Annotated in this window: 21 protein-coding genes and 1 tRNA gene; 15 read left to right on the plus strand and 7 right to left on the minus strand. The window is 67.1% G+C overall.

What is annotated here, in order from left to right:
• Positions 1-59: 59 nt before the first annotated feature.
• The 7 genes from bamA to dnaE all read left to right on the plus strand — a co-directional run bounded on the left by bamA (position 60) and on the right by dnaE (position 10,526).
• Positions 60-2,480, plus strand: a complete 2,421-nt coding sequence (gene bamA, locus B1991_RS03810; RefSeq protein WP_136257375.1) for an outer membrane protein assembly factor BamA — start codon at positions 60-62, stop codon at positions 2,478-2,480.
• A gap of 150 nt (positions 2,481-2,630) precedes the next feature.
• On the plus strand, positions 2,631-3,659 hold the full coding sequence (gene lpxD, locus B1991_RS03815) for a UDP-3-O-(3-hydroxymyristoyl)glucosamine N-acyltransferase (protein ID WP_136257376.1): 1,029 nt from the start codon (positions 2,631-2,633) through the stop codon (positions 3,657-3,659).
• Positions 3,652-4,119, plus strand: a complete 468-nt coding sequence (gene fabZ / locus B1991_RS03820; RefSeq protein WP_136257377.1) for a 3-hydroxyacyl-ACP dehydratase FabZ — start codon at positions 3,652-3,654, stop codon at positions 4,117-4,119. Before lpxD ends, fabZ begins: the two co-directional genes overlap by 8 nt.
• Before the next feature lie 2 nt (positions 4,120-4,121).
• Positions 4,122-4,910, plus strand: coding sequence for an acyl-ACP--UDP-N-acetylglucosamine O-acyltransferase (gene lpxA / locus B1991_RS03825; protein WP_136257378.1), 789 nt, complete (start codon positions 4,122-4,124; stop codon positions 4,908-4,910).
• A gap of 61 nt (positions 4,911-4,971) precedes the next feature.
• Positions 4,972-6,189: a lipid-A-disaccharide synthase gene (gene lpxB, locus B1991_RS03830; RefSeq protein WP_136257379.1), complete on the plus strand. Its 1,218-nt coding sequence runs from the start codon at positions 4,972-4,974 to the stop codon at positions 6,187-6,189.
• 37 nt (positions 6,190-6,226) lie between these two features.
• Positions 6,227-6,820: a ribonuclease HII gene (rnhB, locus tag B1991_RS03835; protein ID WP_210772086.1), complete on the plus strand. Its 594-nt coding sequence runs from the start codon at positions 6,227-6,229 to the stop codon at positions 6,818-6,820.
• Between the two features lie 166 nt (positions 6,821-6,986).
• Positions 6,987-10,526, plus strand: a complete 3,540-nt coding sequence (dnaE, locus tag B1991_RS03840; RefSeq protein WP_136257381.1) for a DNA polymerase III subunit alpha — start codon at positions 6,987-6,989, stop codon at positions 10,524-10,526.
• 117 nt (positions 10,527-10,643) lie between these two features.
• On the opposite strand, the gene B1991_RS03845 is transcribed toward dnaE, so the two are convergent.
• Complete coding sequence (locus B1991_RS03845) at positions 10,644-11,018, minus strand: YajD family HNH nuclease (protein WP_136257382.1); 375 nt, start codon at positions 11,016-11,018, stop codon at positions 10,644-10,646.
• Between the two features lie 159 nt (positions 11,019-11,177).
• Here B1991_RS03845 and B1991_RS03850 point away from each other — a divergent pair, with 159 nt between their 5' ends.
• The 5 genes from B1991_RS03850 to B1991_RS03870 all read left to right on the plus strand — a co-directional run bounded on the left by B1991_RS03850 (position 11,178) and on the right by B1991_RS03870 (position 15,499).
• Positions 11,178-12,134 (plus strand): acetyl-CoA carboxylase carboxyltransferase subunit alpha, encoded by a 957-nt coding sequence (locus tag B1991_RS03850; RefSeq protein WP_136257383.1) that lies wholly within the window; start codon positions 11,178-11,180, stop codon positions 12,132-12,134.
• A gap of 103 nt (positions 12,135-12,237) precedes the next feature.
• Complete coding sequence (locus B1991_RS03855; protein WP_136257384.1) at positions 12,238-12,972, plus strand: NYN domain-containing protein; 735 nt, start codon at positions 12,238-12,240, stop codon at positions 12,970-12,972.
• A complete protein-coding gene (tilS, locus tag B1991_RS03860) occupies positions 12,969-14,270 on the plus strand; it encodes a tRNA lysidine(34) synthetase TilS (RefSeq protein ID WP_136257385.1) in 1,302 nt (433 codons plus the stop codon). The genes B1991_RS03855 and tilS overlap by 4 nt, the downstream gene beginning before the upstream one ends.
• A 76-nt stretch (positions 14,271-14,346) precedes the next feature.
• Positions 14,347-14,607, plus strand: a complete 261-nt coding sequence (locus B1991_RS03865) for an exodeoxyribonuclease VII small subunit (protein ID WP_136257386.1) — start codon at positions 14,347-14,349, stop codon at positions 14,605-14,607.
• Entirely contained in the window at positions 14,591-15,499 is a 909-nt protein-coding gene (locus tag B1991_RS03870) for a polyprenyl synthetase family protein (protein ID WP_136257387.1), read from the plus strand. Before B1991_RS03865 ends, B1991_RS03870 begins: the two co-directional genes overlap by 17 nt.
• Before the next feature lie 53 nt (positions 15,500-15,552).
• Here the strand turns inward: B1991_RS03870 and B1991_RS03875 are convergent, their stop codons facing one another.
• Positions 15,553-15,987: a DUF4870 domain-containing protein gene (locus B1991_RS03875; protein ID WP_136257388.1), complete on the minus strand. Its 435-nt coding sequence runs from the start codon at positions 15,985-15,987 to the stop codon at positions 15,553-15,555.
• A 118-nt stretch (positions 15,988-16,105) separates the two neighbouring features.
• The gene (gene pmbA / locus B1991_RS03880) at positions 16,106-17,473 is read right to left on the minus strand and encodes a metalloprotease PmbA (protein ID WP_136257389.1); all 1,368 of its coding nucleotides are present in this window, start codon (positions 17,471-17,473) and stop codon (positions 16,106-16,108) included.
• A gap of 93 nt (positions 17,474-17,566) precedes the next feature.
• On the opposite strand from pmbA, the gene B1991_RS03885 reads away from it, so the two are divergent.
• The 3 genes from B1991_RS03885 (at position 17,567) to B1991_RS03895 (ending at position 19,119) form a co-directional block, all read left to right on the plus strand.
• Positions 17,567-17,839 carry a DUF1653 domain-containing protein gene (locus tag B1991_RS03885; RefSeq protein WP_136257390.1) on the plus strand — a complete coding sequence of 91 codons (273 nt, stop codon included), beginning with the start codon at positions 17,567-17,569 and terminating at the stop codon, positions 17,837-17,839.
• The gene (gene yjgA / locus B1991_RS03890) at positions 17,836-18,387 is read left to right on the plus strand and encodes a ribosome biogenesis factor YjgA (RefSeq protein ID WP_136257391.1); all 552 of its coding nucleotides are present in this window, start codon (positions 17,836-17,838) and stop codon (positions 18,385-18,387) included. Before B1991_RS03885 ends, yjgA begins: the two co-directional genes overlap by 4 nt.
• A 159-nt stretch (positions 18,388-18,546) precedes the next feature.
• On the plus strand, positions 18,547-19,119 hold the full coding sequence (locus tag B1991_RS03895; RefSeq protein WP_136257392.1) for a YkvA family protein: 573 nt from the start codon (positions 18,547-18,549) through the stop codon (positions 19,117-19,119).
• 97 nt (positions 19,120-19,216) lie between these two features.
• On the opposite strand, the gene B1991_RS03900 is transcribed toward B1991_RS03895, so the two are convergent.
• From B1991_RS03900 to B1991_RS03915, 4 genes are all read right to left on the minus strand, one after another.
• Positions 19,217-19,293: transfer RNA gene (locus B1991_RS03900), tRNA-Asn, on the minus strand.
• 66 nt (positions 19,294-19,359) lie between these two features.
• Positions 19,360-20,760: a nucleotide 5'-monophosphate nucleosidase PpnN gene (ppnN, locus tag B1991_RS03905; RefSeq protein ID WP_136257393.1), complete on the minus strand. Its 1,401-nt coding sequence runs from the start codon at positions 20,758-20,760 to the stop codon at positions 19,360-19,362.
• A 151-nt stretch (positions 20,761-20,911) separates the two neighbouring features.
• On the minus strand, positions 20,912-24,235 hold the full coding sequence (locus B1991_RS03910) for a TonB-dependent receptor (RefSeq protein ID WP_136257394.1): 3,324 nt from the start codon (positions 24,233-24,235) through the stop codon (positions 20,912-20,914).
• A gap of 268 nt (positions 24,236-24,503) precedes the next feature.
• Positions 24,504-25,103, minus strand: coding sequence for a YhgN family NAAT transporter (locus B1991_RS03915; protein WP_136257494.1), 600 nt, complete (start codon positions 25,101-25,103; stop codon positions 24,504-24,506).
• Positions 25,104-25,134: the final 31 nt, after the last annotated feature.

A 25,134-nucleotide genomic window follows, 5' to 3' on the forward strand; every position in this document is an offset into this window, starting at 1 on the left:
ACGCGTTGACGGGTCGGCCGCGCTGGCCGCCCCGTCAAACTAACCCAACGGAACCGACGATGAAGCGTATCGCCGCGCTGATCCTGCTTGCCTCCCTTGCCGCCAACGCGTACGCGTTCGAGCCCTTCGTGATCTCGGACATCCGCATCGACGGCCTCAGCCGCATCGCGGCCGGCACGGTGTACAACTACCTGCCGTTGAACAAGGGCGACCGGCTCACCAACGCCGAGGCGGCGCGCGCCATCCGCGCGCTGTACCAGACCAAGTTCTTCAGCGACGTGGAACTGGACCGCGACGGCAATATCCTGGTGATCAAGGTGGTCGAGCGGCCGTCCATCGCCAAGCTCAACATCCGCGGCAACCACGACATCAAGACCGACGACCTGAAGAAGGGTCTCAAGCAGACCGGCATCGCCGAAGGCGAGACCTTCGACCGGCTGGCCATCGACGGCGTGCAGCAGGAACTGATCCGGCAGTATTACAACCGCGGCAAGTACAACGTGTCGGTGGAGCCGCACGTGACCCGGCTCGACCGCAACCGCGTCTCCATCGACATCGAGATCCGCGAGGGCAAGGCCGCCAAGATCCGCGAGATCAACATCCTCGGCAACCATGCCTATACCGACAAGCAGATCCGCGACGATTTCGAGTCCGGCACGCCGAACCTGATGTCCTGGTATTCCAAGAACGACCAGTACTCGCGCGAGAAGCTTTCCGGCGATCTGGAGAAGCTGCAGTCCTATTACATGAATCGCGGTTACGCGGATTTCGGCGTGGATTCGACCCAGGTCACCGTCTCGCCGGACAAGCGCAACATGTACATCGACGCCAGCGTCAAGGAAGGCGACATCTACAAGGTCACCGACGTCAAGCTGCTCGGCGACCTGATCCTGCCGGAAACGGCGATGCGCCAGCTGGTGTTCGTCAAGGACGGCGACATCTTCAACCGCGGCGCGATCGAGAACTCCAGCAAGGCGATCAAGGCGGTGCTGTCCAACATCGGCTATGCCTACGCCAAGGTCACCCCGATCCCGAAACTGGACAAGGACAAGCACACGGTCGACCTGACCATGTACGTCGAGCCGGGCCAGCGCGTGTACGTGCGCCGCGTGATCTTCTCCGGCAACACCAAGACCGAGGACAACGTGCTGCGCCGCGAGATGCGCCAGCTCGAGGGCTCCATGTACTCGCAGGCAGCGATCGACCGCTCGAAGATCCGCCTGCAGCGGCTGGGCTATTTCAAGAAGGTCGACATCGACAAGAAACTGGTGCCCGGCTCGCAGGACCAGGTCGACGTGACCGTCAAGGTCGAGGAGCAGGCCGCCGGCAGCATGCAGTTCGGCATCGGCTACTCGCAGTACGCCGGCATCATCCTCAACGCCTCGCTGAGCCAGAACAACCTGTTCGGCAGCGGCGACAGCTTCTCGGTGAGCGGTTCGCGCAGCACCTACCAGACCAGCTTCGGGGCCAACTACTACAACCCCTACCTGACCGACAACGGCATCGGCATCGGCTACAGCGCGAACTACTCCAAGACCGACTACGGCAATACCGACTACGCCAACTACAGCACCAGTGCCAAGGGCTTCTCCACCTACCTGGGCATCCCGATCACCGAAACCGACGGCGTGCGCGTGGGCCTGGGCATCAGCAGCAACAAGGTCAACCTGATCCCGGGCTTCAGCCCGCTGGAGCTGATCGACTACCAGAACCAGCTCGGCAACAAGACCATCCATTCGTGGACCGGCACGCTGGGCTGGAACCACGACACCCGCAACGGCTACTGGGCACCCACCCGCGGCGGCCTGCTGCAGGCCCAGGCCGACGTCACCCTGCCCGGTTCCACCGTGCAGTACTGGAAGCTCACCGCCGAGGCCAATCACTACTGGCCGATCGGCAAGGGCTTCGTGCTCTACCTGGACGGTCAGGTGGGCTACGGCAAGACCTATGGCAAGAACGGCATCAGCGACGACCAGTTCGCCGTGCTGAAGGCGGCCACCGAAGCGCAGCGCGGCGCAGGCTACGTGATGCCGGACATGCGCCAGGACTTCCCGTTCTTCGCCAACTTCTCATCCGGCGGCGTGCGCGACGTGCGCGGCTTCCAGGACAACACCCTGGGGCCGCGCGTGTGCATCGACGGCAGCTCGCCCGACGTCCGCGGCAACTGCCTGGGCGGTTACTGGGCGCAGCCGATCGGCGGTTCGTTCAAGGTGCTCGGCACCGCCGAGCTGTACCTGCCGCTGCCGTTCCTGAAGGACATCAACACCGCACGCGTGTCGTTGTTCACCGACGTCGGCAACGTCTACCGGGATTATCAGAGCTTCGATGCCAGCACGCTGCGCGCCTCGGCCGGCATCTCGTTGCACTGGCAGGCACCGATCGGTCCGCTGATCATCAGCCTGGCCGTGCCGTTCCGCTCGCAGCCGTCTGATGGCCATTACGAGGAACGCATCCAGTTCACCTTCGGCAGCCAGTTCTGACGGCTCACCGGTGCAGGCCCGGCGAGCCCGGGCCTGCCCTTTCCGGCGGCAAGACGCGGCGATGCCGCGTTTTCTTTTTTCGCCCCCCCCAGGCACGGCTGCGTCATGCAGTGCCACGCCCTACAATGACGCGCACAGTCGGGAGCTAGCATGGACCCCATCCACTATTCGGTAGCCGAACTGGCCGAGCGCTTCGGCCTGGAGGTCCGCGGCGACGGCGCGCGAATGGTGAGCGGCGTGGGCACGCTCGCCGGCGCCAACGCCAGCGAGTTGAGCTTCCTCTCCAACGGCAAGTACACCGCACAGCTGCTTTCCACCCGCGCCGGCGCGGTGGTCCTGCGCGAGGAGAACCTCGCCGATTGCCCGACCACCGCGCTGGTCGCGAAAGACCCTTACGTCACCTACGCACGCATCGCCGCCCTGTTCGAGCGCCTGCCCGCCGCGCCCGCGGGCGTGCATCCCAGCGCCGTGGTCGCCGCATCGGCCCGGGTCAGCCCTGGCGCCAGCATCGGACCTTGCTGCGTGATCGAGGCGGACGCCGTGGTCGAGGACGGCGCCGTACTGGGACCGCACTGCATGATCGGCGAGGGTTGCGTGGTGGGCGCGCAGTCGCGGCTGGTGGCCCGGGTCACCCTGGTCACGCGCGTCACCCTCGGTCGCCGCGTGCTGGTGCACCCCGGCGCGGTGATCGGCTCGGACGGGTTTGGTCTGGCCTTCGACACCGACCACTGGATCAAGCTGCCGCAGCTGGGCGGCGTGCGCATCGGCGACGACTGCGAGATCGGAGCCAACACCACGATCGATCGCGGCGCGCTGGAAGACACCGTGCTGGAAGAAGACGTGCGGCTGGACAACCAGATCCAGATCGCCCACAACGTGCACGTCGGTGCACACACCGCGATGGCGGGCTGCGCCGCCGTGGCAGGCAGCGCGAAGATCGGCCGCTACTGCATGATCGGCGGCAACGCCGGCGTGCTCGGCCATCTGGAACTGGCCGACCGGGTTACCATTACCGCCAAGAGCCTGGTCACCCATTCGATACGCGAACCGGGCGAGTACTCCTCCGGCGTGCCGCTGCAGGACAATCGCCTGTGGCGCAGGAATGCGGCGCGATTCAAGCATCTGGACGAATACGCGCGCCGCCTGGCGGCGCTGGAAAAGGACAAGAGCGATGACTGAGGAAAATCTCGAGATCACCTTGCCGGTGCAGGTGGAGCAGATCCAGCGCCTGCTGCCGCACCGCTACCCGTTCCTGCTGGTCGACCGGGTGGTCGAGGTCGTGCCGGACGTCAGCGCGGTCGCGCTGAAGAACGTCACCATCAACGAACCGTTCTTCGACGGCCATTTTCCCGGCCACCCGGTGATGCCGGGCGTGCTGATCATCGAGGCCATGGCGCAGGCCGCCGGCCTGCTGACCCAGATCAGCCGCCGCATGAAGGGCGACGCGGGCAGCCCGCTGTTCTACCTGGTCAAGGTGGACAACGCGCGCTTCAGCGCTCCAGTGGTACCGGGCGATCAGTTGCGCCTGGAAGTGAACCTGAAGCGCCTGGTCCGCGGCATGGGCCTGTTTGCCGCGCGCACCACGGTCGACGGCAAGGAAGTGGCAAGCTGCGAACTGATGTGCGCCGCGAGGTCATGAACATGAGTGACAGCACCGCGATCCACTCCACCGCGCAGGTCGACCCGGGCGCCGTGATCGGCGCCGGCGTGCGCATCGGCGCCTACAGCGTCATCGGCGCGGAGGTGGAGATCGGCGACGGCACGGTGATCGGCCCGCACGTGGTGATCGAGGGCCCCACCCGGATCGGGCGCGACAACCGTATCGCCCAGTTCGCGTCGCTGGGCGGCGACCCGCAGGACAAGAAGTTCGCCGGCGAACGCACCGAGCTGGTCATCGGCGACCGCAACCTGATCCGCGAGTTCACCACCATCAACCGCGGCACCGGCGACGGCGGCGGCATCACCCGCCTCGGCGACGACAACTGGGTGCTGGCCTACGTGCACATCGCGCACGACTGCCAGATCGGCAACCGGGTGGTGTTCTCCAACTACTCCGCATTGGCCGGGCATGTCGAGATCGGCGACTGGACGATCCTGTCCGGCTATTCGGGCGTGCACCAGTTCTGCAAGGTCGGCGCGCATGCCTTCATCGGCATGGGCTGCCTGGTCGGCCATGACGTGCCGCCATTCGTGATGATGGCCAACGAACAACAGGGCCGCCCGCGCGGCATCAACAGCGAAGGCCTCAAGCGCCGCGGCTTCGATGCGACCCGCATCGCCGCGATCAAGCGCGCCTACCGCACGCTCTACATGGCCGGCCTGTCGCTGCCGGAGGCGCGCGAAAAACTTGCCGAACAGGCCCGCGAAAGCGCGGACGTCCTGGCGATGCTGGAGTTCCTCGATCACAGCGAGCGCTCGCTGGCGCGTTGAGCGCGTCGCACTGGTGGCCAATCAGCACGCGTTCTGGCTCTCGCTTCACCACGGAGACAAAATGCAAAACACCGACGTCTCCGCAGCTGCCCCCCTGATCGCCATCCTCGCCGGCGAGGATTCCGGCGACCAGCTGGGCGCCGACCTGATCGCCGCCCTGCGCCGGCACTATCCGCAGGCGCGCTTCATCGGCATCGGTGGCGCGCGGATGCAGCGCGAGGGGTTCGAGTCCTGGTACGACATCCGCGAACTGTCGCTGTTCGGTTTCAGCGAAGTGATCAGCCACCTGCCGCGCCTGCTGAGGCTGCGCCGCTCACTGGTCGCGCGCCTGAAGAAGGCACGGCCAGCGGTGGTGATCGGCATCGACGCGCCGGATTTCAACCTCGGCGTGGAACGGCGACTGAAGGAAGCCGGCCTGCGCACGGTGCATTACGTCAGCCCCTCGGTGTGGGCCTGGCGCGAGAATCGCGTGGAGAAGATCGGACGCAGTGCGGATCGCGTGCTGTGCCTGTTCCCGATGGAGCCGGCGATCTACGCGCGGCATGGCGTCGATGCGCGTTTCGTCGGTCACCCGCTGGCTGACCGCTTTGCGCTGGTCGCCGACCGTGGCGGCGCGCGCCAGACGCTGCAACTGCCGCAACAGGTGCCGGTACTGGCCGTGTTGCCGGGCAGCCGGATGTCCGAGGTGGAGCGACTGGGCCAGATCTTCCTGGACGCCGCCCGGCGAGTCGCCGCCGCCCTGCCCGGCCTGCGCATCGTGGTGCCTGCCGCCAACGCGCGGGTGCACGCGCGATTGCAGCAACTGCTGGCCAGGTGGCCGGACAGCGAACCCGCGCCGCTGCTGCTGGACGGCCAGGCGCACGACGCGATGCTGGCCGCCGACGTGGTGCTGCTGGCCTCCGGCACCGCCACGCTGGAGGCCATGCTGGCCAAGCGGCCGATGGTGGTCGGCTACCGCGTGGCGCCGCTGAGCTACCGCATCGCCCGCGCCCTGAACATGCTCAAGACGGACGTCTATTCGCTGCCCAACATCCTCGCGCGCGCCAGCGGGCTTGGCCCGGGGCTGCGGGTGCCCGAACTGATGCAGGACGATTGCACCGCCGGCAAGCTGGCGGCCGCCACGCTGGACCTGTTCGGTGACAGCGAGCGCCGCGGCGCGATCGTGGCTGCTTTCGAATACCTGCACCATGAGCTGCGCGGCGACATGGCGGACCACGCCGGCGACCGTGCGGCGGCAGCCATCGTCGAACTGATCGGGCAACCACATGCCGCTGGATAGACCGCCCACACGTCACCGTGCATCAGCCCGGGCGCGGATGGATGCGGCGGACCTGCTCACGGCCGGCGTCGACGAGGCCGGCCGGGGGCCGCTGGCCGGCCCGCTGGCGGTGGCCGCGGTGATCCTCGACCCGGCGCGGCCGATCCGCGGCCTCGACGATTCGAAGAAGCTCAGCGAGGCACGCCGCGAGACGCTGTTTCCGCGGATCGTGGAGCGCGCGCTGGCGTACTGCATCGTGCTGGTCGAGCCGGAGGAGATCGACTCCCTCAACATCTTCCACGCCACCATGACCGGCATGCGCCGCGCCATCGCCGGCCTGGCGCCCGCTGCGCAACATGCGCTGATCGACGGCAACAAGCTTCCGCCGGATCTGCCCTGCCCTGCGCGCGCGATCATCGGCGGCGACGCGCTGGAGCCGGCGATCAGCGCGGCTTCCATCCTGGCCAAGGTCACCCGCGACCGGCTGATGGTGCAACTGGATGCGCTCCACCCCGGTTACGGCTTCGCCCTGCACAAGGGCTACCCGACCCCGGGCCACCTCGCCTCGCTGCAGCGACTGGGGCCATGCGCCTTGCACCGGCGCAGCTACGCCCCGGTGCGCCTGCTGCTGGATCAGGGACGCCTGTTCTGAACCGATGCCGCGCGTGGCGTGGAAATGGCCACCTCCATCGACGGCCTCCCGGTGGCGCGAACGCACTGGGCGCACCGCTGGCCGCGTCGCGCAAACCGCGCACAAGTCAATCTTGCCGCTGCCTCCGGTGCCGGGTAGCCTGCACTGACTACGCGCGCAGATTTGCATGACCGCCAGCTTCGCCCACCTCCACCTGCACAGCGAGTATTCGCTGGTCGATTCGACCATCCGCATCAAGGCGCTGGTCGCCGCCTGCGTGCGCGACGGCATCCCGGCGGTGGCGCTGACCGACGAATGCAACATGTTCGCGCTGGTGAAGTTCTACAAGGCCTGCAGCGCGGCCGGGATCAAGGCGATCGGCGGCTGCGACCTGCTGGTCTCGGCGCCGGACGATCCGCGCCCGTGGCGGCTGACCCTGCTGTGCCAGGACCACGACGGCTACCTCAACCTGTCGCGGCTGGTGTCGCGCGCCTGGCAGGAAGGCCAGCACGGCGGGCGCGCGCTGGTCGACGCCGGCTGGCTGCATGACGAGGCCTGCAGCGGCCTGATCGCCCTGCTCGGACGCGACAGCGAAGTAGCCCGCATCGCGCTGAACCAGGGCAGCGATGCCGCACTGGCGAAGCTGCGTCCGCTGGCGCGGCTGTTTCCCGACCGGCTGTACCTGGAACTGACCCGCTGCGGCCGCGACGGCGAGGAGCTCTGGAACAACGCCGCCCTGGCCCTGGCCGCGACGCTCGACCTGCCGGTGCTGGCCAGCAACGACGTGCGCTTCCTCAAGCAGGCCGATTTCGACGCGCACGAGGCGCGCGTATGCATCAACCAGGGCCGCGTGCTGGCCGACCCCAAGCGCCCGCGCGACTACAGCGACCAGCAATACCTGAAGACGCCCGAGGAAATGGCCGCGCTGTTCGCCGACCTGCCCGAGGCACTGGAAAACACCGTCGAGCTGGCCAGGCGCTGCACGCTGGAACTCAAGTTCGGTACCTATTACCTGCCGGACTTCCCGGTGCCCGAAGGCCACGACCTCGACAGCCACATCCGCGAACTCTCGCGGCAGGGTCTGGAAGAACGCCTCGCGCTCGCCCCGCTGGCCGCCGGCCATTCGCGCGCCGACTACGACGCGCGGCTCGAACGCGAGCTGGACGTCATCGTCAAGATGGGCTTTCCCGGCTACTTCTTGATCGTCGCGGACTTCATCAACTGGGGCAAGCAGCACGGCATTCCGGTGGGCCCCGGGCGCGGTTCCGGCGCCGGTTCGCTGGTCGCCTGGGCGCTGAAGATCACCGACCTCGACCCGCTGCAGTTCGACCTGCTGTTCGAGCGTTTCCTCAATCCCGAACGCGTGTCGATGCCCGACTTCGACATCGACTTCTGCATGGACCGCCGCGACGAGGTGATCGACTACGTCGCGCGCAAGTACGGCCGCGACAAGGTCAGCCAGATCATCACTTACGGCTCGATGGCGGCCAAGGCGGTGCTGCGCGATTCCGGCCGCGTGCTCGGCATGGGTTACGGCCAGGTCGACAAGCTGGCCAAGATGATCCCGCCGCGGCCGCTCGACCTGACCCTGTCCGATGCGCTGGGGTTGTCGGAGAAGTCGAAGAAGGAAACCGATCGCGTCGTGCGCGAGTTCTGCGACGCCTACGCGCAGGACGAGGACGCCCACGCGCTGATCGACCTGGCGTTGAGCCTGGAAAACCTCACCCGCAACGCCGGCAAGCATGCCGGCGGCGTGGTGATCGCGCCCACCCCGCTTACCGATTTCTCCCCGCTGTACTGCGAAGCCGGCGGCGGCGGCGTGGTCACCCAGTACGACAAGGACGATGTCGAGGCGGTCGGCCTGGTCAAGTTCGACTTCCTCGGCCTGCGCACGCTGACCATCATCGACTGGGCGGTGAAAGCGATCAATGCGCGCCGCGCGAAAACCGGCGAGGCGGCACTGGATATCTCCGCGTTGCCGCTGGACGACCCCGCGCCGTACGAACTGCTGAAGAAGGCGCAGACCGTCGCCGTGTTCCAGCTCGAATCCTCCGGCATGCAGCGCATGCTGAAGGATGCGAAGCCCGACCGCTTCGAGGACATCATCGCGCTGGTGGCGCTGTACCGCCCCGGCCCGATGGACCTGATCCCCAGCTTCATCGCGCGCAAGCACGGCCGCGAGGAAGTCGAGTATCCCGACCCCCGCGTCGAGCCGATCCTGAAAGAGACCTACGGCATCATGGTCTACCAGGAGCAGGTGATGCAGATGGCGCAGATCGTGGGCGGCTACACGCTCGGCGGCGCCGACCTGCTGCGCCGCGCGATGGGCAAGAAGAAAGTCGAGGAGATGGTCAAGCACCGCGCCATCTTCCGCGAGGGCGCCGCCAAGGACGGGCTCTCCGGCGAAAAGGCCGACGCCATCTTCGACCTGATGGAGAAGTTCGCCGGCTACGGCTTCAACAAGTCGCACGCGGCGGCCTATGCGCTGGTCTCCTACCAGACCGCGTGGCTGAAGGCGCACTATCCCGCCGAGTTCATGGCCGCGACGATTTCCGCGGACATGGACAACACCGACAAGGCGGTCACCTTCCTCAACGAAGCGCGCGCGCTGGGCATCGTGGTGCAGCCGCCGGACGTCAATGCGTCCGAGTACATGTTCGTGGCGGTGGAACCCAAGGTCATCCAGTACGGCCTGGGCGCGATCAAGGGCGTCGGCCACGGCGTGTGCGAGGCGATCGTCGCCGAGCGCGCGCACGGACGCTACACCGACCTGGCCGATTTCTGCCGCCGGATCGATTCGGGCAAGCTCAACCGGCGCGTGCTGGAGGCGCTGATCCTGTCCGGTGCGCTGGACGCGCTGGCCGTCAATCGCGCCAGCCTGATGCTGCAACTGCCCGATGCAGTCAAGGCCGCCGAGCAGCACCAGCGTGACCGGCAATCGGGCCAGAACGACATGTTCGGCGCGGCGATGGGCTCGGCCACGCCGGTACTCGAGATCGAGTTGCCGACCGCGCCGGAGTGGCCACTGGAACAACGCCTGCAGGGCGAGCGCGACACCCTCGGCCATTACCTTTCGGGCCATCCCACCGATCCGTGGAAAGACGAGCTGGCGCAGCTGTCCACCTGCCCGCTGGGCGAGATCGTCGACCGCTACCAGCCGCCGAAACCGCGGCGCAACGACGATGGCAGCGAGAACCGCTTCCGCCGCGGCCCGGACACGCCGTGGACCATCGCCGGCATGGTCGCCGCCGTGCGCAAGCGCGGCGACAGCGACGCGTTCGTGCGCATCGAGGACGGCGGCGGCGCCATCGAGGCGAGCTTCTTCGGCGAGGTCTACCACCAGGCCGCGCCCCTGCTCACGCGTGGGCAATTGCTGGTGGTCGATGGCGGTCTGCGCATCGACGAGTTCTCCGGCGGCGGCTTCCAGTTGCGCGCGCGCAGCGCCTGCTCGCTCGACGACGCCTGCCGCCGCCATGCGCGCTTGCTGCAGCTGAAGTTGAACGGCATCCACGCCGACTTCGCCGAACAGTTGCAGCGCACCCTGGCCGGCTACCGCGGCGGCCACGCCAGCGTCACCCTGCACGGTTACCGCAACCGCAGCGCCCAGGCCGACCTGGAACTGGGCGAGGAGTGGCGCGTCGACGCCATCCCCGACCTGCTGCGCGCCGTACGCGCCCTGCCCGGCGTGCAGGCCGCCCGCCTGCGCATCGTCAAGCAGCAGGATTGAAGATCCGGGATTCGGGACTGAGGATTCGGAAGGCGCAGGAGCCCGCTCGCGGGCGATGCCTTTGCTTTCCCGAATCCCGAATCCCGGCTTTACAGAGCATCGCCCGCGAGCGGGCTCCTACGATTTGCGGCGCGCCATCATCGCCTTCAAATCCGCGAACGGATTGCCGGTCGCCGCTGGCGCCTGGTCCACCGCCATCACCCCGCCGCGCACGTGGTCGATGTGCCGCGCATGCTCGTTGTCATGGCAGTACACGCACAGCAATTCCCAATTGCTGCCGTCGGGCGGATTGAAATCGTGATCGTGGTTGCGATGGTGCACGGTCAGTTCCTGCAGGTTCGCGCGGGTGAACTCGCGGGCGCAGCGGCCGCATACCCACGGATACATCTTCAACGCCCGCTCGCGATAGCCCAGCTCGCGCTGCTCGGCGGCGCGGCGCGCCTCGGCCACGATACGGTCGAGTTTCGCGTGGTCGATGGGCTTGCTGGGCATGGCGGGGTCCGGTGGCAGGGGCTCGATGGGGCGGACGATAACGCAATCGCCGCGCCGACGGCAGGCATCTGTCGACCCGGTCACGGCCATACGGCGCCGTTCTCGCCTTTTCCTGCGGAACGGTATACTTGAGCGCTTCCGCGCCACGAATAGCAACGAATGAACCCCAACTTCCTCGATTTCGAACAACCCATCGCCGAACTGGATGCGAAGATCGAGGAGCTTCGCCACGCCAGCGACGGCCAGGCGTTCAACATCGACGAGGAAGTGGCGCGCCTGCGGCAGAAGGTGAAGGTGAAGACGGCGGACATCTTCCGCAACCTCAACTCCTGGCAGACTACCCAGCTTTCGCGCCACCCGGCGCGTCCCTACACGCTCGACTACATCGGCGTGATCTGCGAGGAGTTCCACGAGCTGGCCGGCGACCGCATGTACGCCGAGGACGCCGCCATCGTCGGCGGCCTGGGCCGCATCAACGGCCGGTCGGTGATGATCATCGGCCACCAGAAGGGCCGCGACACCAAGACCAAGGTACGCCGCAACTTCGGCATGCCGCGCCCCGAGGGCTACCGCAAGGCGCTGCGCCTGATGCAGATGGCCGAGCGCTTCGGCCTGCCCCTGCTGACCCTGATCGACACCCCGGGAGCCTACCCCGGCGTCGGTGCCGAAGAGCGCGGGCAGAGCGAGGCGATCGCGCGCAACCTGCTGGAAATGGCCGAACTCAAGGTGCCGATCATCTGCACCGTGATCGGCGAAGGCGGCTCCGGCGGCGCGCTGGCGATCGGCGTCGGCGACCGCACCAACATGCTGCAGTACTCCACCTATTCGGTGATCTCGCCCGAAGGCTGCGCCTCGATCCTGTGGAAGAGCGCGGACAAGGTGAAGGACGCCGCCGAGGCGCTGGGCATGACCGCCCCGCGCCTGCTCGAACTGGGCCTGATCGACAAGCTCATCCGCGAGCCGCTCGGCGGCGCCCACCGCAACCCGCGCTCGATGGCGATCCGCCTGAAGGCCGTGCTGCTGAACCAGCTGGACGAACTGCAGGCCATGCCGATCCCCGACCTGCTAGAACAGCGCTACAAGCGCCTGCGCAGCTACGGGGCGTATCAGGAATAGTCGGGATTCGGGATTCCAAGAGCGTCGCCGGCGAGCGGGCAGTCGCGGCAACAGGCGCGGCGGGAGTTACCATCCATCCGTCCCCTTCGATGGATATCCCGCCATGGCCCACGACAAGCTTGCCGTCCTGATCGATGCCGACAATGCCCGCCCGGCGATCGTCGAGGGGTTGATGGCGGAGGTGGCCAAGTACGGCACGGCGCACGTCAAGCGCATCTACGGCGACTGGACCAAGCCGGACTTGAACGGCTGGAAGGACGTGCTGCTGCGGCACTCGATCCAGCCGATCCAGCAATTTCGCTACACGGTGGGCAAGAACGCCACCGACTCGGCGATGATCATCGACGCGATGGACCTGCTCTACTCGGCGCGTTTCGACGGCTTCTGCATCGTCTCCAGCGACAGCGACTTCACCCGGCTCGCCTCGCGCATCCGCGAATCGGGCCAGACCGTGTACGGTTTCGGCGAGAAGAAAACCCCCGAACCGTTCCGCACCGCCTGCGACAAGTTCATCTATACCGAGGTGCTGATGCAAGCCACCGAGGCCGAACCCAGTGCCGGCGTCAAACGCCGCAGCGCCAAGGAGCTGCGCGGCGACACGCAGTTGATGAACTTGCTGCGCAATGCCATGGAAGCGGCCTCCGACGACTCCGGCTGGGCCGGCCTGGGCGCGGTCGGCAGCATCATCAGCAAGCAGTCGCCGGACTTCGACTCGCGCAACTATGGCTATGCCAAACTCAGCGGCCTGATCAATGGCATCGGTCTGTTCGAGGCCGATGAGCGGCAGATGGGCGGCGGCAAGCATCTCTACGTGCGCCCGCGCAGCACGCGCAAGTGAACGGCGCGCTGCCGCGCTACCTGCAGGCCGCGCTCACCGCTGTGCCTGCCGCGCCGCTGCTGGTGGCGTTCAGCGGCGGCCCCGATTCCACCGCCCTGCTGCACGCGCTGGCCCGCGAACCACTGGCGCGTGCACGCGGGCTGCGCGCCGCGCACGTCGATCACGGACTGCATCCGGACAGCGCGCGATGGGCGGCGCACTGCGTTCGCTTCTGCCGGGACCTCGGCGTACCTTGCGCGCTGGTGCGCGTGGACGTGCCGCGTGATGACGGCAAGGGCCTGGAAGCCGCCGCGCGACAGGCACGCCATGCCGCGCTGGCCGACCTGCTGCACGATGGCGAGTGGCTGCTGTTCGGTCACCATCGCGACGACCAGGTCGAGACCGTGCTGTTGAAACTGCTGCGCGGCGCGGGGCCGGAAGGGCTGGGCGGCATGCGCGGGCGGCGGCCGTTCGGTACGGGCCAACTGTGGCGCCCGCTGCTGGAGCTGCCACGGGCCACGCTGCTCGACTACGTCGCCGCCCATCAACTCGACTGCATCGACGATCCTTCCAATGCCGACACGCATCTCGCGCGCAATCGCCTGCGCCACGAGGTCCTTCCCGGGCTGCTGCGGTACTGGCCGCAGGCCTGCGACTCGATCCTGCACAGCGCCGCACTGAGTCGCGATGCCGCCGACGCACTGCGCAGCCAATGGCTGCCCGCGTTCGATGCCCTGCACGACCGCGCCAGCGGCAGCCTCGACCTGCCCGGTTGGCGCGCGTTGCTGCCCGCATTGCGCGAGCCGCTGCTCGACCACTGGCTGCACGCGCGCGGGCTGGCTGCCCCCGGTGCGGCGCAGCGTCGGCAGATCGAGCGCCAGTGCGATGCACGTGCCGGCCAATTGCCGTGCGTGCGCTGGGCCGGCACCGAGCTGCACATCTGGAAGCAGCGGCTGTGGGCATTGCCGACGCAGGCACCGGTCGACCCCGACTGGCAACAGCACTGGAGCGGCGAACCGCTGGCGTTGCCGGACGGCGGCGAACTGGCGCTGACGGCGCCGGCGGCCCGCCTGGCGCAACCGCTGCAGGTGCGCATGCGCCGCGGCGGCGAGCGCATCCGCCCCGCGGGTGATCCGCACACGCGCGAGCTACGCAGCCTGTTCCAGCAGGCGCAGATGCCGCCGTGGCGACGCAACGCGTGTCCGCTGCTGTATGCCGATGGCGAGTTGATCGCCGTGGCCGACCGCTGGATCAATGCTCGCGGCAGCGAGCTGTTCGGCCGCGTCGGCGCGCAACCCCGCTGGCGCCCGGGACGCTGATCCGGGTCACGCCAGCGGCTTGCGGCGACGCCGCGCCGATTGATTCGCCCGCCGCGCTGCGCTAGCGTTGCGGGCCATGGCCAAGACCGCTCCCAAGACCGCTGCCGATCCCGCTCCCGCCGTCGATTTCGAACACTCGCTCGATGAGCTGGAGCAACTGGTCACCCGCATGGAAGGCGGCGAGTTGAGCCTCGACGAGTCACTTGCTTCATTCGAGCGCGGCATCGGCCTGTTCCGTCATTGCCAGCAGTCGCTGCAACAGGCGGAACTGCGCGTGCGCCTGCTGCTGGACTCCGATGCCCCCGACCGCGCCGAACCGTTTGAACCCGAACTCTGAGTCCGCCGAACTCGGCCCCGCCCTGCAGTCGCTGGTCGCCCGCGCCGAGCGCGCGCTGCAGGACTGCCTGCCGCCGGCCGTCCACTCCGCCGACCACCTGCGTCGCGCCATGCACTATGCCGTGATGGGCGGCGGCAAGCGGTTGCGCCCGATGCTGGTCTACGCCGCCGCGCACGTGCTGGGCGAGGATGGCCCGGCGCTGGACACCGCCGCCTGCGCGGTGGAACTGATCCACGCCTACTCGCTGGTGCACGACGACCTGCCCGCGATGGACGACGACGCCATGCGTCGCGGCCGACCGACCTGCCACGTGGTGTTCGGCGAGGCGATGGCAATCCTCGCCGGCGACGCCTTGCAGGCGCTGGCGTTCGAGTTGCTGGCCGATGCAGACGCCGATGCCATCGACGCCCGCGTGCGCATCGCCATGCTGCAGACGCTGGGCCGCGCCTGCGGCGCCGATGGCATGGCCGGCGGGCAGGCGCTGGACCTGGCCGCGGTCGGGCGCCCACTGGAACTGGCCGAACTGGAATACATGCACGGCTGCAAGACCGGCGCGTTGATCCGCGCCTCGGTCCGGCTCGGGGCGCTGGTCGGCGGCGCGGACGACGATGCGCTGCGGGCACTGGACCACTATGCCAGCGCCGTCGGCCTGGCCTTCCAGGTGCGCGACGACATCCTCGACGTGGAAGGCGAATCGGCAGTGATCGGCAAGACTGCCGGCAAGGACGCGGCGGCCGCCAAGCCCACCTTTCCCTCGATCATCGGCCTCGACGCCTCGCGCGAGCGGCTGGTCGGCCTGACCGACACCGCCCTGGCCGTCATCGCGCCCTGGGGCGAGCGCGCCGCGCTGCTGCACGAACTGGCCCGCTACGCGGCGCAACGGACGCGCTGACCATGGCAACGAAAAGGCGGCCCGCAGGCCGCCTTTTCAATCCATTCGCCGGACTACTTGATCAGGCGCAGCGTGAACGGATAGCGATACGTCACGCCCTCGTTGGCCTTGATCGCGGCGATGATGGTGAACACCAGCCAGGCGATGCCGATGATGAACCACAGCGGGATCGCGATGATCAGGCCGACGCCGAAGGTCATAACCGAGAGCAGGAACAGCACCACGAACGCGATGGCCACCGTGATGTTGAAGTTCAGCGCCTCCTTGCCCTGGTCGTTGACGAACGGCATGGTGTCCTTCTTGATGAGCCAGATCACCAGCGGGCCGATGAAGCAGCCCCAGCCGCCACCGAGTGCACCGGTGAGGATCGCGCCGAGCAGCGCGGACAGATGCGCGAACATCGCCCACTGCCTTTCCTCGGGGGGCGGGACGCCGGGCGCAGGGTCGGTTGGCGCGGGAGGGATGACGGATTCGGGTGGAACGCTCATGCGCATCTCCTTACGGTGGCGGAACGTGCGTCAATGGTGCGCCGGCCACGGGCCGGTAGTGTCGATGCTAGCAAGCAAAGCCCGCCGTGCCGAGGGTACTTCTGGCAGGGCGGCTCGACTATTCGCCCGCCACCGTCATCTGCTGCAGCAGGATCGAACCGGTCATCACATGTGATCGCGGGTCGACGTCGCTGCCCACGGCGACGATCCCGGCGAACATGTCGCGCAGGTTGGCGGCGATGGTGACGCCTTCCACCGGATGGACGATGCGGCCGTGCTCCACCCAGAAGCCCGCCGCACCACGCGAGTAGTCGCCGGTGACGATCGACACGCCCTGGCCCATCACCTCGGTGACCAGCAGGCCGGTGCCCAGGCGCCGCAGCATGCCGGCGAAATCCGACGCTTCGCCGTCGCCCGCGCCCGGTGCCACCACGAGGTTGTGCACGCCGCCGGCGTTGCCGGTGGATTCCATGCCGAGCTTGCGCGCCGAGTAGCTGCCCAGCATGTAGCGCGCCAGCACACCGCCCTCGATCAGGGCGCTGTCGCGGGTGGCCACGCCCTCGGCATCGAACACGGCCGAGCCCTGGCCGCGCGGCAGGTGCGGCCGCTCGTCGATGTTCAACCACGCCGGCATCACCACCTGGCCCAGATGGTCGAGCAGGAAGCTCGCGCGCCGATACAGCGAGCCGCCACTGACCGCCCCGAGCAGATGCCCGATCAGGCCGCGCGCAAGCTCCGGCGCGAACAGCACCGGGCATTGCCGGGTGGACAGGCCGCGCGCACCCAGCCGCGCCAGCGTGCGCTCGGCGGCCTTGTCGCCGAGCGCCTTCGGGCTGATGAAATCCTCCGCCGCACGCACGCTGTCGTACCAGTAATCGCGCTGCATGCCGTCCTCGTCACCGGCGATCAGCGCCAGCGACAACGCGTGGCGGGTGCCGCGCTCGCGGCCAACGAAGCCGTGCGAGTTCGCGTACACGGACAACCCCTGCCCGGCCTGCACGGAGGCGCCATCGGAGTTGCTGATGCCGGCATGGGCACGCCCGGCATCCTCGATCGCGATACCCAGCTCGATCGCCTGCGTGGTGTCGATGTCCCAGGGATGCCACAGGTCCAGGTCGGGGAACACACTGGCCATGCGCGCGGCATCGGCCAGGCCGGCGGCGGAATCGGCCTCGGTGTGGCGGGCGATCGCGCAGGCCTGGTCCAGCGTCGCCTGGATCGAATCCGGATGGAGATCCGCCGTGCTGGCCGAGCCCTTGCGCTGACCGAAGTACACCGTGAGCCCGAAGCCGCGATCACGTGTGTGCTCGACCGTCTCCACCTCGCCCAGACGCACGTTCACGCTGAGCCCGGTGTCGATGGTGGCGGCCACTTCGGCCTGGCTGGCGCCGGCGGCTCGCGCGCGGCGGATCACGTCCTCGGCCAACTCGGCGAGTCGATCCAGTTCGGATGTACTGCTGTCACGGCTGACGACGACTTCACTCACGTTGGATTTTCCTGGGCGAGGGGCGGGTAGAATAGGCGGTTCGCAATCGCCAGAGCGTTCACATGGGGGCGCGGCGGGAGAATGAAAGGAGCCATGAACCTTCCCGCACCAGCTGTCCCGGGCATCTATCGCCACTACAAGGGCCAGCGTTACCGCGTGCTGGGCACGGCGCGGCACAGCGAGACGCTGGAACCGATGGTGGTCTACCAGGCCCTCTACGGCGAACATGGCCTGTGGGTGCGACCGGCCGCCATGTTTGCCGAAACCGTTGATCTGCACGGCACGCCGACGGCACGCTTTGCCCTGGAGCAGGCCGAAGCCGACCCCGCCGGCAACACACCCGCCCCTGCCGGAATGAACCCGTGAGCCCCAGCCGCAGCCGCAACCAGACCGAACTCGACGAACAGGAGTACGGCCCCAGCCGCACCCAGCAACGCCGCGAGGCGCTGGCCGTGCTGGCGCTCGCCGGCCAGCTGGTCGAACTGCCCGCCACCCGCTTGGCCAAGCTCGACCTGCCCGAGGACGTGCGCCGCGAGATCGAGACCACCCGGCGCATCACCTCACACGGCGCGCGCAAGCGCCAGATGGCCTTCCTGGCCAAGGTCATGCGCCGCTTCGGCGAGGAGGATTTCGCCGCCGTGCGCGCCGAGCTCGGCGAGAACCGCGAGAAGCAGCGCCAGGACACCGCCGCGATGCATCGCCTCGAAGCGATCCGCGACCGGCTGGTCGACGGCGACGACGCGGCGCTGGCCGAACTGATCGCCGAACACCCGCAGCTCGATCGCCAGCACCTGCGCTCGCTGGTGCGCCAGGCGCGGCTTGAGCGGGAGACGCCGAACAAGCCACCCCGCGCCTTTCGCGAGATCTTCCAGCTGTTGAAGGAATTGGCCGCCGGTGATTCCGACGCTTCCTGAGCACGCCGAGGCACGCCCGCGTCGCCGGCTGCACAGGCTCGCGACCCGCCACGCATCGCTTGTCGCGAGGACGCGCGGAGTCCGCTTCAGCCAATTGACGGCCATGCGCTGGCTGACATAGGCTGGCAATCTTTTCCCACCGCCTCGCGAGTCCCCACCATGAGCCTGGAACTGCACATTACCCTCAGCGATGCTGACCTGAAACTGTTCGTCGACAGCATCACCGAGGCACGAAAGCAGGTGGACACCGTGGACGCCATCAGCATCGTCGGCGCCGCGCGCAAGCTGCTCGAGGAAACCAACCGCGCGGAACTGCCGGACTTCGTCGCCAACCGCCTGAAACACCTGGACACCATGATCACCATGGTCGAGGACGCCGGCTTCGCCCTGCCCACGGAGGATCGCGACAACGTGCTGGCCGCGCTCGCGTATTTCTCCAGCCAGGATGACGTCCTCCCCGACAATGTTCCCGTGCTGGGCTTCCTCGACGACGCGATCATGATCGAGCTGTGCATGCGCGAGCTGCAGTACGAAATCGAGGCCTACGACGACTTCCGCCACTGGCGCGACGACGAGGCCACCCGCCGCGGCGAGAGCAAGGCCGGCCTGATGCTGAACCGCGTCGAGTGGGCCGAAGCACGCCGCCAAGAGGCCATCGAACGCATGCACCGACGCCGCCGCGAAGCCTACGCCGGCGGCAGCTGGACACCGGTGCTGTTCAAGGTGCGCTGAATCCGCAGCGACCGTCGACGAAGGGTGCTGCGGCGCCCTTCGTCGTTTCTGCCAACGACAAAGGCCGGCAGCTTCCTGCCGGCCTTTGTCTTGCATCTGGCGCCCGAAGTTGGACTCGAACCAACGACCCCCTGATTAACAGTCAAGTGCTCTAACCAGCTGAGCTATTCGGGCGGGAGCTGCGTAGTTTGTCGACGCGACGACGAACTGTCAAGCCGCAGACGCGGCGATTCCGCCCGCTCAGCGGGTGATCACCCTGTAGCAGGGCACGTAGGCCGAGCCGCCCGGCAACTTCATGCGGTGCTGTTCGACGAAGGCCTGCAACAGCTGGTCCAGCGCACGCATGATGTCGCCGTCGCCGTCGATGGCGAAGGGCCCTTCACGCTCGATTGCCTGCACGCCCTCCTCCTTCACGTTGCCCGCCACGATGCCGGAGAACGCCCGCCGCAGGTCGGCGGCCAGTTCATGCCGGGGACGGCCGTGGCGAATCTGCAGCGCACGCATCGCTTCGTGGGTAGGCCGGAACGGCTGCTGGAATTCCAGCGGAATCTGCAGCGCCCAGTTGAAGAAGAATGCGTCCTTGGTGTCGAGCCGGTTGTGGCGCACCTTCTCCAGTCCCTTGACCATCGCGCGCGCCACCGTCTGCGGATCGTCGACGATGACCTGGTAATGCCGCGCCACCTCGTCGCCCAGGGTCAGGCGGAGGAAACGGTCGATCTGCTCGAAATAGGCGGCCGAATGGCGCGGGCCGGTGAAGATCAGCGGGAACGGCGTGCTGGCGTTTTCCGGATGCAGCAGGATGCCGAGCAGGTAGAGGATTTCCTCGGCCGTGCCTACGCCGCCGGGAAAAACGATGATGCCGTGGCCCAGCCGCACGAACGCCTCCAGGCGTTTCTCGATGTCCGGCATGATCACCAGGTGGTTGACGATCGGGTTCGGCGATTCGGCCGCGATGATGCCCGGCTCGGTGATGCCGATGTAGCGATTGTGCCGGCGCCGCTGCTTGGCATGCGAGATCGTGGCGCCCTTCATCGGCCCCTTCATCGCACCCGGACCGCAGCCCGTGCAGATGTCCAGCCCGCGCAGGCCGAGCTGGTAGCCGACCAGCTTGGAATAGTCGTACTCCTCGCGCGAGATCGAGTGGCCGCCCCAGCACACCACCAGGTTCGGATCCACCTGCGGCTTCAGGATGCGTGCATTGCGCAGGATCTCGAACACGCCCTGGGTCAGCGCGGAGGAGGCGTCGAGATCGAGCCCGAGCTGTTCCAACTGGGTCGACACGTAGACGATGTCACGCACCACCGCGACCAGCAGTTCGTTGATGCCGCGGATGATCTCGCCATCGACGAACGCCGGTGCCGGTGCGTTCGAGAGCTCGATCTTCATGCCGCGATCCTGCTGCAGCACCTGGATGTCGAAATCGGGGTATTGCTCCAGCATGGCGCGTGGATCGTCACTGACGTTGCCGGAGGTCAGTACCGCCAGCGCGCAGCGCCGCAGCAATGCGTGCAGTCCCGAACCGCTGGCGCCGCGCAGGCGGGCCACCTCGTGCCGCGAGAGCACGTCGAGCCCGCCGATCGGGGTGATGCGGGCACTGACCACGCCCGGTTTGCCGGCACGGCCGGCCTGGAAATCATTCATCCACAACTCTCCTGCCGCTGACGACGTGACTGCCTCATGCAGCGTCGTGGCGGGTTGCCAAGCATCCGCCCCGCGAATTACCCGGTCAAGACGACAGGAAGCCGGCGCCCTCGCGGACGCCGGCTTCCTGGTCAAGCGCGAAACGGAACGATCAGAAGGTGTACTTGACCGTCAGCAGCACCGACCAGCGCTGGGCGAGGTCGTCGCCGAAGTTCACGTAGGTCGGGATTTCCCGCGGGCGGTAATTGCCGTTGGCGTCGGTGTAGTTGCTGCCACCGATGTCGTAGATGTACTTGCCGGTGGCCGTATCCACGCCGTAGTAGTCCGCCAGCGCACGACCGCCCGGGAAGTTGACCCGCTTCTCGATGCCCCAGTGCTTGTCCAGCAGGTTCGTGAAGTTGTACAGATCGAGCTTCACGATGCCCTTGTTGCCCTTGAAGATGCCCGGGATTTCCTGGCTGAAGCTCAGGTCGATCTGGTTGATCCAGCCCGCGCGATCCCCGTTGCGGCCGGCGATGCCGCCCGCGTGGTCCTTCAGGTAGTCGTTGCGCTGGATGTACTCGTAGAACTGGGCAATCTTGTCCGGGTCGGTGCCGCCGCGGAACTCCACCTGGCCGGGCTTCGGAATGAAGACCAGGTCATTGCTGCGGCCGTCGCCATTGGCGTCGTTGCCGAACGCCCAGCTGTACGGGGCGGCATTGTGGCCGTCGTACAGGATGCTGGCGCTGGTGGCGTAGTCACCGAAGAAGCTGTGCTGCCAGTTCAGCGAAGCCAGCACGCGGCGCGGGATCGAATAGTTCGACGGGCTGGCCACGTTGTTGTTCGGATTGACGAGGTAGTTGTTGTTGTAGTTGGAGCTGGCCACGGACGAAGTGCCGGGGTTGACCTCGGTGGCGCGACTCCAGGTGAACCCGACCATGCCGGTCCAGCTGTTGGAGAACGGCTTCTTCAAGGACAGCGCGAGGCTGTCGGCACTGCCGCGATGGGTGTTGGCCAGGTTGATCGTGCCGTCGGTGAAGCCCGGGTTGGCCAGGTAGCGGTTGCGCTGCCCGTTGCCACGCGGATCGAGCGAGATGTCCTTGTAGAAGCTCTCGCGGCCATCCGGCAGGATCGCGGTGGCTGCACCGGTGTTGAGGTTCTGGAACAGGATCGCGTTGCGCACCTTGATGTGCTGGTAATCGGCCGTGGCGACCAGGCCCCACCACGGCAGCTCCTTGTCCAGGCCGATGCTGAACTTCCACACGCTCGGCATGCGGAAGCCCGGCGAGACCGTGTTCACCGTCTGCGCACCGCTACCCACCACGCCGTCATTCTGGTGCAGTGGATCGGCACTGAACGCCGGCAGGTTGGTGCCGCTGCAGGGGCCGTTCTGGGTCGGACCACAGTTGAACTGCGTCTGCGTCGCACCCGAATTGGAGTAGATGTTGCCGAGCCACACGGTGGGCGGGTTGGAGATGAACAGGCCGACACCGCCGCGCAGCTGGGTGGCGAGCTCGGTATTGAAGTTGTAGTTGAACGACATGCGCGGCTGGATCACGCGATTGCCGTTGATCGTGGTCTGGTTGGTGCGCCCGAAGCCGCCCGCCGCCGGCGTACCGGTGTGGGTGACCGGATCGTAGCTGCTGGCGATCGGGTCGGCCGCGAACTTGGCGTTGTAGATCGGCTTGTCGCTGGTCAGCGGGATGTCCACGCGCACGCCGTACTGCACCGACAGGTTGTCGGTCACCTGCCAGGTATCCTGCAGGAACACGCCCCACTGCTTGACGTTGAAGCTGGCCGCCACGTCGTTCAGGCCCAGGCCGTCGGCCGGGCGGTTGTAGCGGTACTGGTAGTAGTTGCCGGCCAGGAAGTTCTCGAGGCCGGACAGCCCGTTGGCGTCCTCGAACGTGTAGCTGCCGTAGTAGTTCTGCAGGAACAGGTTGTAGATGTTGTCGCGCTCGTAATCGAAGCCGCCCTTGATCGCGTGGTCGCCGGCAAAGTAGGTGCCGGCCCAGGCGAAGTTGGTGGTGCGCGTGCGCAGGATGTTGGCCTGGCTGGAGTACTCGGTGCCGAACTCCACCGAGGTGCCGTCATTGTACGTGGTGGGGTAGACCCGCACGTCCGGGCTGGCCACGCCGTTGTACGGCCCGCGCAGCTGGTCGAACTTGGCGTACGAGAGGCTGGCCTGGCTGGAGAAGTTCTCCGACCAGTCGTCGTAGAAATGCAGCGCGTAGCTCTTGTTGTCCACGCTGGTGGTGTACCAGCCGCTGGACAGCACCAGGTTGGTGTTCTTGCCGGTAATGACCGGTTTGGTTTCCTTGGTCTGACTGTAGGTGAAGCTGGCGCGGTGGTTGTTGGTGATGTTCCAGTCGATCTTGCCGAGGTAGCGCTTGTCTTCCAGGTTGGTGTTGCCGCCGCCGTAGGCGCCCGGATCGCCCAGGCCCATCGACTTGGCCGCATCGATCACCTGCTGCACCTGGGTCGAGGTCAGGCCGTCGATCGGCGTCGAGGCGCCGGAATCCTCCGGGCCGTACGGGCTGCCCGCGCCGACCTTGACGCTCTTTTCGGCCGACAGGAAGAAGAACAGCTTGTCCTGGATGATCGGGCCGCCGACCGTGGCGCCGCCGGTCCAGTTGCGGGTGAACGCGGCGTACTTCTCGTCGTTCTCGTTCTTGCCGATCATGTCGTCGTTCTGGAAGACGTAGTAGACCGAGCCGTGGAATTCGTTGGTGCCGCTCTTGGTGACCGCGTTGACGTTGGCGCCGACGCCACGACGGATGGCGGTGTCGTAGTTGGCGGTTGAGATGTTGTATTCCTCGATCGTGTCCTGCGAGATCGGGGTGGACAAGGTCGGCAGGCCGTTCGCGTTCAGGCCGAACGGATCGTTGGCGCTGACCGAATCGACGGTGACATTGTTGTAGCGGCTGTTCTGGCCGATGGCCGAGAACTCGCCGCGCTCGCGGTCGGTGATCACGATGCGCGGATCGAGGCGCACGATGTTCTGGATCGAACGGTCGGGGGTCGGCGTCGCTTCGATTTCGCGTGCGGAGACGTTGGTCGAGATGCCCTTGTTGTCCGGGCTGAAGGTCTGCGCCAGCGCGCTGGCGGAAACCGTGACGCTTTCCAGGTTGGTGGCTTCCTTCGCGCTCGGGCCGGCCGGCACGACGAGGTTGATCGCCGATTCCTGCGCCAGCTGCAGGTAGACGTTGTCCTGCTCGGCGGCCACCTGGCCGTCCTTGGAGACCTTGACGTCGAACGGACCGCCCACGCGCAAGCCCTGCGCCGCGTAACGGCCATCGGGGCCGGTGGTGGTGACCTTGGTGGTACCGGACGGCTCGTGCACGATCGTCACGGTGGCACCGGCCACCGGTTGACCGCTGCTGTCCAGCACGCGACCTGAGATCGCCGACGAGGTGACTTGCGCAAAGGCCGGCGCGGACGCCAGCAGTGCAGTGATGGCGAGCGGCAGCAGTTTGGCGCGAATTCGGCTGTTCATGTCTTGTTCGACCCTTGGGTTCACAACGAAAATTGGGTTACGTCACGAAATCAAACGTGCTGCGACCCGGGGTGACCCGGGCCTCGTTGCAAACCGTTTGATGGTCCTGCTTGCTCCCGGCTTCGGGCCCCGTGAGCCAAAGCGGGCGGCGGGCAGCTGTCTCCCTCTGCCAACCAATTGTTAAAAGATTTTAACGACATTGTATGACACTTTCATGCCGCTGGCACGTCATCCCCGTGACGACCGGAACCCCCCGTGGAAGGCGACTTCAGGGCATCGAACGCAGGAATGAAGCCACGCCGGACATGAACATCTGTACCGACAGGGCAATCAGCAGCATGCCCATCACGCGTTCCAGCGCGGTCAGCACGCTCTCGCCCAGCCAGCGGAACAGATAGGTCGAGCTGAGCAGGATGATCGCCGTGGCCAGCCAAGCCAGCAGCAGCGCGAACACCCAGTCCGCGGTCCGGCCGGGCTGGGTGTTGGTCAGCAGCAGCAGTGCAGCCATCGCCGACGGGCCGGCCACGCCCGGGATCGCCATCGGCACGATGAACGGCTCGCCCTGCCCCGGCTTGCCGAAGATGCCGCTGCCATCGGCCGGCGGGAACACCATGCGGATGCCGATCAGGAACAGCACGATGCCGCCGGCGACGCTGATCGAGTCGGGCTTGAGTTGCATCAGGTGCAGGAATTGCTGGCCACCGAACAGGAACACCAGCAGCACGCCCAGCGCGATCAGCAGCTCGCGCACCATCACGTGGCGCCGGCGGCGCGGCGGCACGTCCTTGAGCAGGCTCAGGAAGATCGGGATGTTGCCCAACGGGTCCATGATCAGGAACAACATGATCCCCGCCGACAGCGTGGTCATCTGTGCGTCCATCGCGACTCTGCCGTTGGCT

Origin of the sequence: Rhodanobacter lindaniclasticus (assembly GCF_004799035.1) — a bacterium.
Taxonomy (GTDB): domain Bacteria; phylum Pseudomonadota; class Gammaproteobacteria; order Xanthomonadales; family Rhodanobacteraceae; genus Rhodanobacter; species Rhodanobacter lindaniclasticus.

What these genes read in the sequence shown, in the direction of transcription:
- rnhB (WP_210772086.1), top strand. Translation starts at nt 6,227, where the DNA reads ATGGATGCGGCGGACCTGCTCACGGCCGGCGTCGACGAGGCCGGCCGG.
- lpxA (WP_136257378.1), top strand. Translation starts at nt 4,122, where the DNA reads ATGAGTGACAGCACCGCGATCCACTCCACCGCGCAGGTCGACCCGGGC.
- dnaE (WP_136257381.1), top strand. Translation starts at nt 6,987, where the DNA reads ATGACCGCCAGCTTCGCCCACCTCCACCTGCACAGCGAGTATTCGCTG.
- B1991_RS03865 (WP_136257386.1), top strand. Translation starts at nt 14,347, where the DNA reads ATGGCCAAGACCGCTCCCAAGACCGCTGCCGATCCCGCTCCCGCCGTC.
- B1991_RS03845 (WP_136257382.1), bottom strand. Translation starts at nt 11,018, where the DNA reads ATGCCCAGCAAGCCCATCGACCACGCGAAACTCGACCGTATCGTGGCC.
- B1991_RS03855 (WP_136257384.1), top strand. Translation starts at nt 12,238, where the DNA reads ATGGCCCACGACAAGCTTGCCGTCCTGATCGATGCCGACAATGCCCGC.
- ppnN (WP_136257393.1), bottom strand. Translation starts at nt 20,760, where the DNA reads ATGAATGATTTCCAGGCCGGCCGTGCCGGCAAACCGGGCGTGGTCAGT.
- B1991_RS03850 (WP_136257383.1), top strand. Translation starts at nt 11,178, where the DNA reads ATGAACCCCAACTTCCTCGATTTCGAACAACCCATCGCCGAACTGGAT.
- bamA (WP_136257375.1), top strand. Translation starts at nt 60, where the DNA reads ATGAAGCGTATCGCCGCGCTGATCCTGCTTGCCTCCCTTGCCGCCAAC.
- lpxD (WP_136257376.1), top strand. Translation starts at nt 2,631, where the DNA reads ATGGACCCCATCCACTATTCGGTAGCCGAACTGGCCGAGCGCTTCGGC.
- B1991_RS03915 (WP_136257494.1), bottom strand. Translation starts at nt 25,103, where the DNA reads ATGACCACGCTGTCGGCGGGGATCATGTTGTTCCTGATCATGGACCCG.
- B1991_RS03885 (WP_136257390.1), top strand. Translation starts at nt 17,567, where the DNA reads ATGAACCTTCCCGCACCAGCTGTCCCGGGCATCTATCGCCACTACAAG.
- B1991_RS03875 (WP_136257388.1), bottom strand. Translation starts at nt 15,987, where the DNA reads ATGAGCGTTCCACCCGAATCCGTCATCCCTCCCGCGCCAACCGACCCT.
- lpxB (WP_136257379.1), top strand. Translation starts at nt 4,972, where the DNA reads ATGCAAAACACCGACGTCTCCGCAGCTGCCCCCCTGATCGCCATCCTC.
- B1991_RS03910 (WP_136257394.1), bottom strand. Translation starts at nt 24,235, where the DNA reads ATGAACAGCCGAATTCGCGCCAAACTGCTGCCGCTCGCCATCACTGCA.
- fabZ (WP_136257377.1), top strand. Translation starts at nt 3,652, where the DNA reads ATGACTGAGGAAAATCTCGAGATCACCTTGCCGGTGCAGGTGGAGCAG.
- B1991_RS03895 (WP_136257392.1), top strand. Translation starts at nt 18,547, where the DNA reads ATGAGCCTGGAACTGCACATTACCCTCAGCGATGCTGACCTGAAACTG.